The organism is Flagellimonas sp. (assembly GCF_965233845.1).
Taxonomy (GTDB): domain Bacteria; phylum Bacteroidota; class Bacteroidia; order Flavobacteriales; family Flavobacteriaceae; genus Flagellimonas.
The window spans coordinates 1,994,040-2,007,604 of record NZ_OZ247584.1 but is presented as its reverse complement, the minus strand read 5'-3'; the positions used below and the strand labels follow the sequence as shown (position 1 = coordinate 2,007,604).

Here is a 13,565-nt window from a genome sequence, read left to right as displayed (position 1 = left end):
ACGCGCAACAATTTAAAGAGGTACTTTATTTGTCCGATAAGAACTTTGGACGAATGGATTTTCTTTGGCCATAGCTGAGCCTACCAGGCTATGGGCTTAAAGGACTGCCCAATTTTTAGTCTTTTTCCTGATTTTAATACCAAAAATTCATCCCGTTTGTCTTTTTCCGTAGCACTGATTTCACTTCGGTTCACCATATACTTTCGGTGAATACGGATAAACTCAGGCTCCAATTGTTCCGCTAACGACACCAGTCGCTCTCTTTTGATAAAGGAATCTGTTTCGGTGTAAAAATTCAAATAATGTCCCTCGGCCTCAATCCAGTGAACAAGTGACAAGGTCATGGTAATCTTTTTGCGTCCCTTGTATACTGTAATGGTTTTGGTATCTGACTTGGAAAACTGTACAAATATGGCTGCTCCCATTATCAATATCAAATGGTAAAGGGCTTCACGACCAAAATAGTATCGGGCATATTCCATGTCCACAAAGTGGTCAAAATAACCTAGACTGTGAAGTATCACATTGGATACCAGATAAAACAGCCCCAGTATACCCAATGCGGAAAGTATAATAAGGAGCCAATACCCTTTTCTAAATCTGTTCTTTAAGTAGCGCTGCAGGCGAACGGTGAGTATGATTACCGGAATAAATAGGATAATGGAAATCAAAAGATAAACTATGGAAACCCAAATACTGTAACTGCTGTGATTGCGATACCGAATGAAGTTTTGGAGCAAGGTGAGCGCAAACATGACAACTAAAATGCCAATGGAAATCACGTAAAACTTTTTTTCACTCCATTTGATTTGCATATCCAATGTTAAAAGGTAAGAGGTTCTTCAACAAAGATAAATAAACCTTGTTGCGACATATTAAAGGGACTTGCCGTGGATTTTAGTTAAAGATTCCCTTGAACATTTTTTCCGTCAAACCTTTGGACTGTAACCATTCGGCCAGTTCCAATCGCTTTCCAACTTCGGCATGGTGCAGGAGCGTGAACCCATGTGGTCCCGGTGCTCTCAATAGATGGGGATGATCTGCAATCATTTTCTTTACAAAATCGTCATATCCAAGAAAGGCGTAGTTAAAGATGTCCAATCGAGCTCCCTTGGATACCAGGTAATCCACAATATCCCTTCTTCCCATATGGCTGGCGCCCCCAACGGCCGTTTCAAAATCCCCTTTGATGAACTGATTGGCACAGTTGAGCAAGAGGGGATGTTTCTCAAGTATCTTTTGGGTTTCCTCCAAACTTCGATGGGCGGCAAATACAAATTCAGTGATTAGTTCTTCCCCGAAGAGTTCCTTTTGGCCCTGGTTTGAGGAGGGTAACATTGAAGTTGGGCTTAGCGCAAGAACACCGCCCAAGACTAAATTTCTTTTGAGAAACGTTTTTCTGTCCATTGTTTTTGTTTTTGATGAATACACAAAAGACCAGCTAATTTTGGGTTATTGGGACAAGAAAATGGGGATTTGTCCTGAAATTGTTTGTGACTGTCATGAAATCGACATGCGACCATGGAGTTTGCAAGGATTTTACAACGACTGCACCTTATTGGTTGTAAAACCAAAAACCACTTTATCCATACCATGAATTTTACGTATTTTCGGGAACATTCAACTTCATGCAAACTGTATTATGGTTAATAATTGGAGTAGGAATCCTATTCAAGTCAAGGGCCTAAGGAACGTAGCATCCAGTTAAAACAAGCCGTAAATGATATTGAAATCACTTGAAGCAAATAGTTACAAAAGCATTAAATCATAAATCTATATCAATCAGAAAAATGAGACCAATAAAAATGTTGATTTTTATGCTAGGCCTTCTGGTCGTGGCATGCAATGGTAAAAAGGAAAAAGAAAAAGTAAAAGAAGAGACCAGGATTGAACCCAAAGAGCGAGTTCACGCTACAAGCCTTCCTTTGGATAGTTTAAATCTTCCGGAAGGGTTCAAGATAGAGGTCTACGCCGAAGGGGTGGATGGAGCTCGTTCCATGGCCATGGGTGATGATGGAACGCTGTTTGTAAGTACGCGCAATGACAAAACCGTGTATGCGCTTCAAGACTTGGATGGTGACTTCTGGGCGGAAAATGTGAAGGTGTTGGACTCCACTTTGGAAGTGCCCAATGGTATCGCTTTTAAGGATGGGGATTTATATGTTGCTGAGGTGAATCGTTTGCTGAAGTATAATGATATTGAGCGGAATTTGGACAGTTTACCCGAGCCGGAGGTTATTTATGACGACTATCCAACAGAATTCCACCATGGTTGGAAGTACATCGCTTTTGGCCCTGACGGCAAGCTCTATGTTCCGGTTGGTGCTCCTTGCAATATTTGTGATAGAACTGACGAAGATGAAAGGTTCAATACCATTACCCGTATGGATCCCGACGGTAGCAATCGTGAAATTTATGCCAAAGGCGTAAGAAATACGGTTGGGTTTACCTGGCATCCGGAAACCAAAGATCTCTGGTTCACGGACAATGGTCGGGATATGATGGGAGATGACGTTCCCCCTTGCGAGCTCAATCGGGCTTCGGAAATAGGTCAACATTTTGGATATCCCCACTGCCATGGAGGTATTATTGCCGACCCTGAATTTGGAGAGGGGCACCCTTGCGCTGATTTTGTAGCACCGGTACAGCCCTTGGGAGCTCATGTGGCTCCATTGGGGGTTAAGTTTAATACAGGGGACATGTTTCCCAGTCAATATAAAGGGCAGGTTTTTATGGCAGAACATGGGTCGTGGAACCGCTCTTCCAAAGTGGGGTACCGCATAACCATGGTCACCCTTAATGGAAATGAAGCAGTAAGCTATGAACCTTTTATTGATGGCTGGTTGAATCAGGATACCCAAGAACAATTTGGAAGACCCGTGGATTTACTGTTTTTGGAAGATGGTTCCCTGCTTATATCGGACGACTATGGAGATGCCATTTATCGCGTATCTTATGTAGGGGTTTAGTATGATCAAAAATGGTACAAGTTTAGGTTCGATATTTTTCTCCAATTAATGGAATAGGCTTAGTTGGGTAGCTTCAAATCCTTCATTTTACCGTAGAACTTTTGTGTTTTACCCTCCAAGACTTCTAGAAAAATATGGCTGAGCTTTGATCTTCGCTTAACGGGAATGGTTTCTACAATAAAGGACTGATTGTCCCCACTGAACTTATATTTTGCCACTCCCCAAGATCCAGTTTTTTCAATTTCTCCGTTGAAAAGAACTATATCCGGCTTTTCCAGAGGCGTCTTGGGCTGCATCCAACTTGCATACCGCAACTTTCCTTCCTGGGTCCGGTCAATTCTAATGGTGTATTTGTCATTTGAGGAATGGATTACATTTTTCCCTGTCTCGGCATACATTTTGATCAACTCGGTTTTGGAATGGTTTGTATGGATCGCTTCAAGCAGTTGTTGTTCGGTTTCTACAAGCTTGCGTTGCGTGTCCACTAGTTTTTGCTGTGTCTCTTGGTCTGAGCAAGAGATGAATGTAAAAAGCGCTAGAAGCAATGGAATGGGAACTACTTTCATAACTAGTAAATAATTTTAATGTTGATAAAGTATCATCAAACTACGCGGTATTAGGCATGAAAGCTGTACCCAATTGACGGATGGGCCATTTGGATTGACGAATGAGGAATAAAGAGGTTGGGGTAGCAGGTGTTATTAAAAAGTTAAAAGTGGTATATGCAACATATAATGGTTTATATTTGCCCCATGAAGTATGATTATAGCGAATGTATTGGATCAAGGTTAAGAAAGATATCAAGAATGGTGGACAGCCATTTTAGGCAACGCCTCACGGACTTTGATATTACCGAAAACCAGATGACAATATTGTTCGCTATGAGTAAAATGAAGAAAGTGGAGCAGGGCAGGATTGGAAAATATCTGTATTTGGAAAAATCCACAGTCAGTAGAAATATAAAGCTATTGGAAAAAAGGGGTTTCGTGTCACGAAGCTCGGATTATAGACCCACCGTGGAGCTCACAGATGAAGGATATAAAATGGTAGACAAACTTACGCCTGTTTGGCTCGGTATTATGGACGAGTTGGTAGGGGTATTGGGAAGTTCTGGATTGGATGGGCTTAGGAATTTGGAAACCAAAATGAGAATATAAAATTTTTAACTATAAAGTTGTATATACTACATTAAAATCATCAAAATGAAAACAAAAAGGGCACAAGCATTTTTTAATTGGGTTACATCACACTACAAACCCATTCTGATTCTAAGCTTTGCGGCGTTCGTTGTTTCTGTGGTCTCTTTACCCAAGTTGACCAAGGACACCCGTTACGAAGCTTTTTTACCACCCCAAGATTCTGTTTTGATTCAGCGTAACGCTATCAAGGAAACTTTTGGTTTAAAAGACCCCATGGTCATTGCAGTTAAAAATGACCATGGGATATTCAATCCGACATCCCTTGGAATTGTGGATGATCTTAGCGAAAAGCTAAAGAAAATCCCTGGCATTGATCCTGACCAGGTACGGAGTCTATCCACAGAGAACAATGTGGTGGGAACGGACTTTGGAATCTTGGTGGAGCCGTTCTTTGAATCCGGGGAACTTAACGACTCCAATGCCAAAGCTGTTTCCAAGGCCATAGACAATTTTGAATTGTACAAGGGCAGTCTGGTTTCCAAGGATAAAACCACCACTTTGATCATCGCTGAGATGCTGGACAGTTATGATCTAAAACAGCATGAAGTGTACAATTCCCTCCAGGCGCTACTGGCAGACTACCAGCACGACAACCACGACTTCTATTTGGCAGGGGAAGGTGCCGTAAGCGGTTACCTTATCAAATACATTGATGAAGACGCTATGCGAACCAATCCCTTTGCAGGTTTGGTCATTGCCTTCATTCTCATTTTTGCCTACAGAACGGTTAGGGGAGTGGTCATTCCAAATCTAATGGTCCTGGCCTCGGTTGGAATTGCATTGGGGTTGATGGCCTTTTTTGGAGTGGACTTCTACGTCATCACCAACGGACTGCCCGTGGTCCTTATAGCCATTGCCGTAGCGGATGGTATCCACATTATGGGAGAGTACTATGAATTGGCAGCCAAACATCCAGGGTTGAGTCAAAAGGAATTGGTGGTCAACACCATGTTGAGCATGTGGCGTCCCATTACCATTACCTCCATCACCACCATTGCTGGGTTTATGTCCATTGTATTTTCCTCCTATATGCCTCCAATGGCATTCTTTGGTGTATTTGGTGGAATTGGGGTCGCAACGGCTCTTGTATACGCATTGTTCATGATACCATCAGCCTTGATGCTATTAAAACCACAAAAAAGCAAGGCGTTTAAATCTGCCAACACCATTGATGGCTTTGGCAAATTGATGACGGGATTGGGAAATTTTGTGTATAAGAGGCCCCGAGCCATACTTATATCAGCAATATTGATTGTTGCCTTGGGAATTTTTGGTGCGCTTAAGCTCAAAGTGAATGAAGATAGAATTGCCAATTTCCAAAGTACCGAACCCATTGTTCAGGCGGACGCAGTAATCAATTCCAAAACTGAAGGCACCAGTTATTTGGACGTCTTGATTGAGACCCCGGAAACGGAGGACATTTTTAAGCCCCACAATCTCAAAAAAATTGAGGCTTTGCAGCGTCATGTGGAAACGCTACCCAAAGTACAGGGTAGTACTTCAATTGTTGATTTTGTTAAAAAGATGCATCAATCTGTAAATGAGGATAATGCGTATTATTACACTATCCCTGATGACGAAGCTTTGATTAGTCAGTTTTTCCTTTTGTATTCCGCTAGCGGGGACCCAACAGACTTTGATAATTATGTGGATTATGATTACCGTTTGGCCAATGTTAGATTCAGGATAAACTCAGGGGAGTACCTAGATGAAAAGATCATCGTGGAGAAAACACAAGATTATCTAGATTCGAATTTCAATACACCCACCATCAAGGCAACCCAAAGTGGAAAAGTGGCCCTTGATGTGCACTGGATAGGCAAACTGGGACAAAATCACTTTACAGGAGCTATAGTTGCGCTGCTGGTTGTTCTAATTGTCGCTGCATTGAGCTTTCGGTCCATGGCGGGCGGTGTACTTACCATTGTGCCTGTATTGATTTCGGTATTGTTCATCTACACCGTCATGGGCGTGCTCGATATATGGTTGGCCGTAGGTACTTCCATGTTTGCTGCCATCGCCATAGGGGTAGGGGTCGATTTTGCAGTGCATACCGTGGACCGATTTAAATATCTCCTAGCGGAAAAAGGACTTTCCCTACAACAGGCATTTCAGGAATTCTTTAAATCAGCCGGAAGGGCCCTGTTGTTCAACTTTTTGGCATTGACCCTCGGTTTTGGCGTGCTCATGACCAGTGCCGTACCACCTTTAAACCGATTTGGATTCCTCGTGGCCGTGGCCGTTATGGTCAGCTTCATTGGTAGTATGACCATCTTACCCGCCATCATTCTATTGGCAAAACCAAAATTTTTCATCACACATAAAAATTAAACATTATGAAATTCAACACGATAACAATGATGGCCTTTTTGTTGGCTATCGGATTTGTTCAAGGACAAAGTTTACCGGATGGACAATCCATTGCGGAGAAAACCTATGCACGGAATGAAGGGAATTCCGTAAAGCGAAAACTCATCATGGAACTTACGGACAAACGGGGCAAGACTCGGGTAAGGGAAACCACGGCACTCCGAAAATATTTTGGGGAAGAACGTCGCTTAATCATCTTCTATGAAACGCCCACAAGTGTAAAAGGGACGGCTTTTTTGACCTATGATTACCCCGATGCCGAAGTGGACGATGATCAATGGCTGTACCTTCCCGCGCTTCGAAAAACAAGAAGAATCTCAGCTTCCAATCGGGGGGATTACTTCTTGGGAACAGATTTGACCTACGAGGACATTAAGCTTGAAACCAAAATAAGCAGGGACGACTATAATTATAAGACTCTGGGTATAGATCAAGTAGATGGGCAAGAGTGCTATGTACTTGAAGCTACCCCAAAGGATGAGGCCACCACCAAGGAATTGGGCTACAGCAAGGGCAAATTCTGGGTGGATGCCAATATATGGATGATGCGTAAGTCCGAGAGTTGGGACATTGCTGGCAATCCATTAAAGACGGTACACGTAACTGATATCAGAAAAGTACAGGGAATTTGGACTTTGCACCGAATTGATGTGCAGAATCACAAGACCAAACACAAAACCGTATTCCGCTTTGAGGATATTGACTACAGCACTGACTTAAGTGATGATTATTTTACGGAAGAGGCATTGGTTGACGGGCTGTAGTTATGAAAATTTCAAAAATACTTCCGAAGTTGTTCCTGCTGCTGGGTCTTTTAGGCTTGGCGCAGGAGCAGCCCAGGAAAACGTTTTGGGACAAGTTGAACCCCAGCTTGGTGGTTGCAACGGAAACCTCTTACGAATTTGATTCCGGTAAATTGCAGAAGTCGGAATGGATCATTAAACCAGAGGTAACGTATAAATTCAACAGACGCTCTAAGCTGGTTTTCCGCGGGCAGATGTATAGCGAGTTCATGGATAATCTAGAAGCGGGCATCCCCGATCAGCATACCGTTGGGAATTTTAACCAACGGTTATTTTTGGACAAGCATACCAATTTTGAGCTTCGGGAACTGTATTACCATACACGGCTTGAAGGTTTGGGTTTAACCTTGGGCAAACAGCAGATAGTCTGGGGCGAGACGGATGGCATCAAATTGCTGGATGTGGTGAACCCACAGAATTTCAGGGAGTTTATTCTTGATGATTTCGAGGATAGTCGTATTCCACTTTGGTCGGTAAAGGCCGAGTTCGATATCAAGGATATTGGCGTGCAAGTGGTTTGGATACCTGATAACACTTATCATATTACCCAAGATTTGGATGCACCATTCTTTACCAAGAGTCTGTTTCCAAGCCCTCCCGTAGGCGTTGCTTCGCAATTGAACACTCCTAACAAACCTAGACGGTTTTTCATGGATTCCGATTTTGGAGTGAAGCTTACGGCATTTACCAAAGGCTGGGACTTATCCCTGAATTACTTGTATTACTACGATGACCTTCCCGCCTTCCATTCCAACTTTGAGATGGTTGATGGCACTCCTACCGTTTCCATTGATCCAGAATACGAACGGCAACAATTATTGGGCGGAACCTTTAATAAGGTATTTGGCTCCTCAACCTTTAGGGGAGAGTTGGCCTATGTATTTGGGCAAAACTTTGTTTCGGATAATCCTAATGCTGTCAGGGGGGTAGAGGAGTCCGATTTCTTTAGAACGGCTTTAGGGGTGGACTTTATTAAAGGGGAGTACGTAGTAAGCGGACAACTATTCAATGAATGGGTAATGGAATTCATTAGTCCCTTTAATCGGGAACGTTGGGAAACCAACCTGACCTTGTTGGGAAGTAGGGAATTTTTGAACGACAGCCTTAAGGCCGAGATACTTTGGGTGCATAGCACCAACCACGGTGATGGATATGTGACTCCAAGACTAAGCTATTGGCTCAACACCAATACCCAACTATTGCTAAATGCCCATGCCTTTTATGGGAAGGAATCCCAACTCTTTGGGCAGTTTAAGGACCGTAGTAGGATTTCTTTTGGGGTGAAGTGGGGGATATAACGGCTTTTAGATGTTCAAGTTTGATGTAACCCACCATCAAAACAACCGTAACCAGTTCATTTTGTTGAAATTCCACAAAAAATCTAAGGTTTTTATGCAATCTATTGTAAGATAAAATCAGTATATTTAATCTAAGGGTTTACCCTTGATTGAACTTCCCCCAGAGGTGCTTTGCAGAAGCACTTCAAATCAAACTTAACCTGTCCCTAAGAAAGGTGGTGCATTTCTGTATTTATCGTAATGTTCACTTTTTGGATTTAGGAAAAGTTTTGAAGTAGTTGATTTCCGATTTGGATGGAATTTAAACCCCATGGCTAGAAACTATTCGATAACCGATATCAAAAAACTGTTTTCCCTTAGCGGAAATGAATGTGCTGCTCCTGACTGTACGGAGAGTATGATCGCGGAGGATGGAGATACGGTATTGGGGGAAATTTGCCATATATCAGCTGCGAGTAAACAGGGACCTCGATTTGATCCCGAAATGACGGATAAACAAAGGAGCTCTTATGACAATTTGATTTTATTATGTCCCAATCATCATAAGATAATTGATAATCCTGGCAATCTTGCTACATATACAAGAGAGCTCTTGACGAACTGGAAGCAGAATCACGTTCAGGGTAAAAGGAAATTTCCGGTAAGTGATGGATTGGCTGAAAATGCAAGGAGCAAAATTGAAATTTCCACTAAGGTCCATGTCGAAAATGTAATCCATGTCCATAACCATCCGGAACCATCCAAGTTTGCGGGACCTGCCGGTAAAAGATTCCTGATCAAGAATCTGGAGTACTACAAAAAAAAGAGAAAGTTTGATTTGGTCATGTTTGGAAGTGCCATTCTTGTGGCTTTGGTCATTTTTATCATTCTCGTGGCAACCTATGAAACCAAGGAGCAGTTAAATCCCTATCAATTATTGAGAATAGTTCCGGCAATTCCAATTAAGTCGTTTTACTCCCATTTTATGGTGGCCAAAGATCGTTGGGAAATGAGTTATATGATCGAGCAAAAGTATCAACAATTTATATCCGAATCCCCAAAGGGCAAATTGACCCTGGACCAGCACCGTATCCTTTCAGAGGATTTCGATAAAATAAAGTCCAAATAAAGGTAACACATGGAGGAAATAGATGAAAAATTAAGAAAGATTGAGGCTAAGAACCGAACCCTTAGAATTTGGAACGTATTGACCGTCCTGGCACTTTTGGGGGTAGTCCTATTTGTGTTTACCAAGAACAATGAAGTAATCACCGAAAATGAAGAGATTACGGTTGAAAATGAAAAAAAGAACATTGAACACGAGTCAGAGCTAAGAAGCGTGCAGTCAGAGCTCAATAATCAGAAGGACTATACCCATCAAGAGTTGGAGACCATCAAGGAGGAGCTTAATCAAATTTTGAGCACTACCCAAAACACCAGAACCAAAAATGCATTGACGCATCTCAGTCGGCAGGTGGATACTTTGTCCATGTTAACCTTGGTTTCGGACAGTATAGATGTTTACTACTTTAAACGAAGGGCGGATGGTGGCATTGTTGAAAGAACCGTGAACGGTCTCAATTTTGCCCAATATAACCTAGTACGGAAGACCCCTGGGCAAAACAGGGAAAAGCGAAACAACACAGTATATTACGGTAAGCTGGTTCGGAGGTCGGTTGTGGATACCCTAGTGCAAAACCTTAGAAAAAATGGGCTGGAGATTTATGAGGTCAAACCTTTTTTCATGGGATACAAATATAAGGACAACTCCATTGAAATTGGGTATGAAAGAGTAGATGAAAACACTAAGAGAAATAGTAAATATAACATCAAACTATATTCGTATCGGCCAGATGTGATTGTCAAGAACAAAATAGCAACTTCCCTGGTCGATGAGGGATTTCATGTCAATGTTTTGCCTGATAAGAATAAAAAATTGTCCTTCTTTTCCGATGTACCTACAATCCTTTATTACAAGCCCGGCAATCGAGAAAAAGCAACCAAAATAGCTCAAAGTTTGCAGGAGAAGACCAGAATTAAATTCCAGGTCAGGGAAGATAAAGGTTTGGGAGTTTCAGAAAAGGAAAAAAATGGATTGTTCAGTATCCATTATATAGGAAACTCAAGTGTTCAGAACCCTAATTTATCCAGAGAAAAGAATCCAATACTCAGATTGGATAGTAGTTTCTAATCCTAAATCCCAGTACCAGCTCAACTCCATTAATCCAAATAATTAATCTTTGTTGAAGCATAAATTGTAATTCAAGTTCAATTTTCCGCTTTCCACCTTCCACTTTCCATTTTCACCTAGCATCCGATTCCAACAGTAATTTGTATACATCATTCTGTAAAATGTATACGCGGCTGGAAAACAGTGCCTTTACTTTTGCCCTGTAATTAAAAAGAAAACCATTTCATTAAAACATATATCATGAAAAAAGTAATCATCGTCACAGGGGCATCATCTGGCATAGGTAAGGCCACGGCCCTACAATTAATTCAGGAAGGGCATACCGTTTATGGTTTGGCCCGCAGAGTGGAAAACATGCAGGATTTGATCAAGGCTGGCGGAAATGCCATGTCCATGGACGTCACCCAGCATGATCAGGTAAAGGCGGTAATTGCCAACATTCTAAAAAAGGAAAACAGGGTAGACGTACTGGTCAACAATGCCGGATTTGCCATTTGGGGCGCCGTGGAAGATGTTTCATACGAAGATGCCAAACGTCAGTTTGAAGTCAACATTTTTGGTTTGGCGGAAGTAACAAAAGCTGTGCTTCCGAGCATGCGAAATCAAAAAAGTGGAACCATTATTAATATAAGCTCCATTGGTGGGAAAATATACAGTCCTCTTGGTGCTTGGTACCATGCCACAAAACACGCCTTGGAAGGCTGGAGCGATTGTCTCCGTTTGGAAGTAGAGAAGTTTGGAATTGATGTTGTAATTGTGGAACCGGGCGCCATAAGAACGGAGTTTGGTGATGTGATGAACGATAACTTTTCCCGCTCAAAAAATGGCGCTTATTCGGAACTGGCCAATTTGATTACTGCAGCAGTGGAGGACACCTACAGTCCCGGTAAAAGTTCCCCTCCAGGGGTGATTGCGGAAGTTATATCCAAAGCAGTGAAGGTAAATAAACCAAAAACCAGATACGCAGCTGGAAAAATGGCCGCCCAGACCTTGTTCTTTAGAAAGTGGTTCAGTGATCGCTTCTTTGATAAAACCATTATAAGAATAATGGGCAATGCAGCCAAAAGCGCATAATACCTGTTTGTTTGATTAATATTTGGTTGAAGCTGTCGCCCGGGCACTGTTCGGGCGGCGGTTTAAAACCCTAGGAAATACGTAATTTAGAAAAGCCATGAGTGATATCATCCACATAGAAAGCATTGAAAAAATCCATCAAATCATGGGTTTTTCCAAACCCAAACACCCGCTTGTGTCTGTAGTTTACATGAAGGATTTTCCTAGCAATATGGACTTTGAAGGGTTTCGCTTTTCATCGGAGCTCTATATGGTATCCCTGAAAGACGGGGTTGAAGGATCCATTCAATATGGCCGGAATTCCTATGACTTTTCAGACGGCACCATGGTGTTTATGAAACCGCAACAAGTCATTCACGGTACCTCAGAAAATATTTGTGCTGACTCCAAAGGATGGATGCTGTTGTTCCACCCAGATCTGATTCGAAAGTCAGAACTTGGGAAAACCATAAGCCAATACTCCTTTTTTGATTACGAGGTCAACGAAGCTTTGCATCTTTCCGAGGAGGAACAGCTTATGGTGAGTGATTTAGTAGTGAAAATTGTTTTGGAATACCAGCAGAACATAGATAAGCACAGTCAAAAACTTATTGTTTCCAACATAGAGTTGTTGTTGAACTATTGCACTCGATACTATGATCGGCAGTTTTATGTTAGAACCAACTTAAACCAAGATCACGTAAGCCAATTTGAATCCCTGTTAAAAGAATACTTCAATTCCGGCAAAGCTTCAGAAATAGGAATTCCTTCCGTAAAATACTGCGGGGAGGAGCTTCATATGTCACCCAATTACTTAAGTGATCTGCTTAGAAAGGAAACGGGCAAAAGTGCCAAGGACCATATCCATGGGTTTGTGGTGAACAGGGCCAAAAACCGCTTGCTTGGTTCAACTGATTCCATAAGCGAGATCGCCTATGATCTGGGATTTGAATATCCGCAGCATTTCAGCAAACTTTTCAAGTCAAAAACGGGCATGAGTCCCGCACAATACCGAACACAGAATTAATACAATGAAAAAAGTAATAATTACCGGTGCCACAGGCATGGTGGGCAAAGGTGTACTATTGGAATGCCTTGAAGATGAGTGTATATCCGAAGTTCTGGTCATCAATCGTAACCCACTTGGGTTGGCGCACCCAAAGCTTAAGGAAATTTTGTTGAAGGATTTCATGGGATTGGAATCGGTCAAAGATCAATTGGTGGGATACGACGCTTGCTTTTATTGCATGGGCGTCTCTGTCTTGGGGTTGAATGAGGAGACGTACAGCCATATCACATTTGCCATGACCAAAAAGTTTGCAGATGTCCTTTTTGATTTGAATCCAGATATGGTCTTCAATTATGTTTCAGGTACTGGAACGGATAGCAGTGAAAAAGGCCGCTCCATGTGGGCCAGGGTAAAAGGGAAAACCGAAAATTACATCTTGAGCAAAGGGTTTGCGGACGCCTATGCTTTCAGGCCAGGAGGCATTATTCCTGAAAAAGGGATTAAATCACGTACGGGATGGTACAATGCCTTTTATGTAATTACCAGACCTTTTTTTCCTTTAATGAAAAAGTCCAAAAACATTACGACCACAACAAAAATTGGGCAGGCGATGATTTATACGCTGTTCGATTCCCAAAAAATGAAACATTTGGAAAATAGAGCTATCAACGCTCTCGTCCAGAACCCTTAATTA

The 13,565-nt window shown here is 42.0% G+C and carries 13 protein-coding genes; 10 read left to right on the top strand and 3 right to left on the bottom strand.

Annotated features, from left to right (window positions below; translation table 11 throughout):
• Positions 1–80 precede the first annotated feature (80 nt).
• Complete coding sequence (locus ACO6S0_RS08780) at positions 81–815, bottom strand: LytTR family transcriptional regulator DNA-binding domain-containing protein (RefSeq protein ID WP_422351611.1); 735 nt, start codon at positions 813–815, stop codon at positions 81–83.
• 82 nt (positions 816–897) lie between these two features.
• Positions 898–1,407 (bottom strand): hypothetical protein, encoded by a 510-nt coding sequence (locus ACO6S0_RS08775; RefSeq protein ID WP_422351610.1) that lies wholly within the window; start codon positions 1,405–1,407, stop codon positions 898–900.
• 383 nt (positions 1,408–1,790) lie between these two features.
• Here ACO6S0_RS08775 and ACO6S0_RS08770 point away from each other — a divergent pair, with 383 nt between their 5' ends.
• Complete coding sequence (locus ACO6S0_RS08770; protein ID WP_422351609.1) at positions 1,791–2,969, top strand: PQQ-dependent sugar dehydrogenase; 1,179 nt, start codon at positions 1,791–1,793, stop codon at positions 2,967–2,969.
• 59 nt (positions 2,970–3,028) lie between these two features.
• Here ACO6S0_RS08770 and ACO6S0_RS08765 read toward each other — a convergent pair whose 3' ends face one another.
• The gene (locus tag ACO6S0_RS08765) at positions 3,029–3,535 is read right to left on the bottom strand and encodes a hypothetical protein (RefSeq protein ID WP_422351608.1); all 507 of its coding nucleotides are present in this window, start codon (positions 3,533–3,535) and stop codon (positions 3,029–3,031) included.
• Positions 3,536–3,721: 186 nt separating this feature from the next.
• Between ACO6S0_RS08765 and ACO6S0_RS08760 the strand changes: the two genes are divergently transcribed.
• From ACO6S0_RS08760 to ACO6S0_RS08720, 9 genes are all read left to right on the top strand, one after another.
• A complete protein-coding gene (locus tag ACO6S0_RS08760; protein ID WP_422351607.1) occupies positions 3,722–4,126 on the top strand; it encodes a MarR family winged helix-turn-helix transcriptional regulator in 405 nt (134 codons plus the stop codon).
• 45 nt (positions 4,127–4,171) lie between these two features.
• Entirely contained in the window at positions 4,172–6,499 is a 2,328-nt protein-coding gene (locus tag ACO6S0_RS08755) for an efflux RND transporter permease subunit (protein ID WP_422351606.1), read from the top strand.
• A gap of 5 nt (positions 6,500–6,504) precedes the next feature.
• Entirely contained in the window at positions 6,505–7,302 is a 798-nt protein-coding gene (locus tag ACO6S0_RS08750) for an outer membrane lipoprotein-sorting protein (protein ID WP_422351605.1), read from the top strand.
• Positions 7,303–7,304: 2 nt separating this feature from the next.
• Positions 7,305–8,639, top strand: a complete 1,335-nt coding sequence (locus tag ACO6S0_RS08745) for a DUF1302 family protein (RefSeq protein WP_422351604.1) — start codon at positions 7,305–7,307, stop codon at positions 8,637–8,639.
• A gap of 310 nt (positions 8,640–8,949) precedes the next feature.
• Positions 8,950–9,747: an HNH endonuclease gene (locus ACO6S0_RS08740; RefSeq protein WP_422351603.1), complete on the top strand. Its 798-nt coding sequence runs from the start codon at positions 8,950–8,952 to the stop codon at positions 9,745–9,747.
• 9 nt (positions 9,748–9,756) lie between these two features.
• Positions 9,757–10,809 (top strand): hypothetical protein, encoded by a 1,053-nt coding sequence (locus tag ACO6S0_RS08735; protein ID WP_422351602.1) that lies wholly within the window; start codon positions 9,757–9,759, stop codon positions 10,807–10,809.
• 240 nt (positions 10,810–11,049) lie between these two features.
• Positions 11,050–11,883 (top strand): oxidoreductase, encoded by an 834-nt coding sequence (locus tag ACO6S0_RS08730; protein ID WP_422351601.1) that lies wholly within the window; start codon positions 11,050–11,052, stop codon positions 11,881–11,883.
• Between the two features lie 97 nt (positions 11,884–11,980).
• A complete protein-coding gene (locus ACO6S0_RS08725) occupies positions 11,981–12,889 on the top strand; it encodes a helix-turn-helix domain-containing protein (RefSeq protein ID WP_422351600.1) in 909 nt (302 codons plus the stop codon).
• A 4-nt stretch (positions 12,890–12,893) separates the two neighbouring features.
• The gene (locus ACO6S0_RS08720; RefSeq protein ID WP_422351599.1) at positions 12,894–13,562 is read left to right on the top strand and encodes an epimerase; all 669 of its coding nucleotides are present in this window, start codon (positions 12,894–12,896) and stop codon (positions 13,560–13,562) included.
• The last annotated feature ends 3 nt before the right edge of the window (positions 13,563–13,565 follow it).

What these genes read in the sequence shown, in the direction of transcription:
- ACO6S0_RS08740 (WP_422351603.1), top strand. Translation starts at nt 8,950, where the DNA reads ATGGCTAGAAACTATTCGATAACCGATATCAAAAAACTGTTTTCCCTT.
- ACO6S0_RS08725 (WP_422351600.1), top strand. Translation starts at nt 11,981, where the DNA reads ATGAGTGATATCATCCACATAGAAAGCATTGAAAAAATCCATCAAATC.
- ACO6S0_RS08750 (WP_422351605.1), top strand. Translation starts at nt 6,505, where the DNA reads ATGAAATTCAACACGATAACAATGATGGCCTTTTTGTTGGCTATCGGA.
- ACO6S0_RS08775 (WP_422351610.1), bottom strand. Translation starts at nt 1,407, where the DNA reads ATGGACAGAAAAACGTTTCTCAAAAGAAATTTAGTCTTGGGCGGTGTT.
- ACO6S0_RS08720 (WP_422351599.1), top strand. Translation starts at nt 12,894, where the DNA reads ATGAAAAAAGTAATAATTACCGGTGCCACAGGCATGGTGGGCAAAGGT.
- ACO6S0_RS08730 (WP_422351601.1), top strand. Translation starts at nt 11,050, where the DNA reads ATGAAAAAAGTAATCATCGTCACAGGGGCATCATCTGGCATAGGTAAG.
- ACO6S0_RS08765 (WP_422351608.1), bottom strand. Translation starts at nt 3,535, where the DNA reads ATGAAAGTAGTTCCCATTCCATTGCTTCTAGCGCTTTTTACATTCATC.
- ACO6S0_RS08770 (WP_422351609.1), top strand. Translation starts at nt 1,791, where the DNA reads ATGAGACCAATAAAAATGTTGATTTTTATGCTAGGCCTTCTGGTCGTG.
- ACO6S0_RS08745 (WP_422351604.1), top strand. Translation starts at nt 7,305, where the DNA reads ATGAAAATTTCAAAAATACTTCCGAAGTTGTTCCTGCTGCTGGGTCTT.
- ACO6S0_RS08760 (WP_422351607.1), top strand. Translation starts at nt 3,722, where the DNA reads ATGAAGTATGATTATAGCGAATGTATTGGATCAAGGTTAAGAAAGATA.
- ACO6S0_RS08780 (WP_422351611.1), bottom strand. Translation starts at nt 815, where the DNA reads ATGCAAATCAAATGGAGTGAAAAAAAGTTTTACGTGATTTCCATTGGC.
- ACO6S0_RS08755 (WP_422351606.1), top strand. Translation starts at nt 4,172, where the DNA reads ATGAAAACAAAAAGGGCACAAGCATTTTTTAATTGGGTTACATCACAC.
- ACO6S0_RS08735 (WP_422351602.1), top strand. Translation starts at nt 9,757, where the DNA reads ATGGAGGAAATAGATGAAAAATTAAGAAAGATTGAGGCTAAGAACCGA.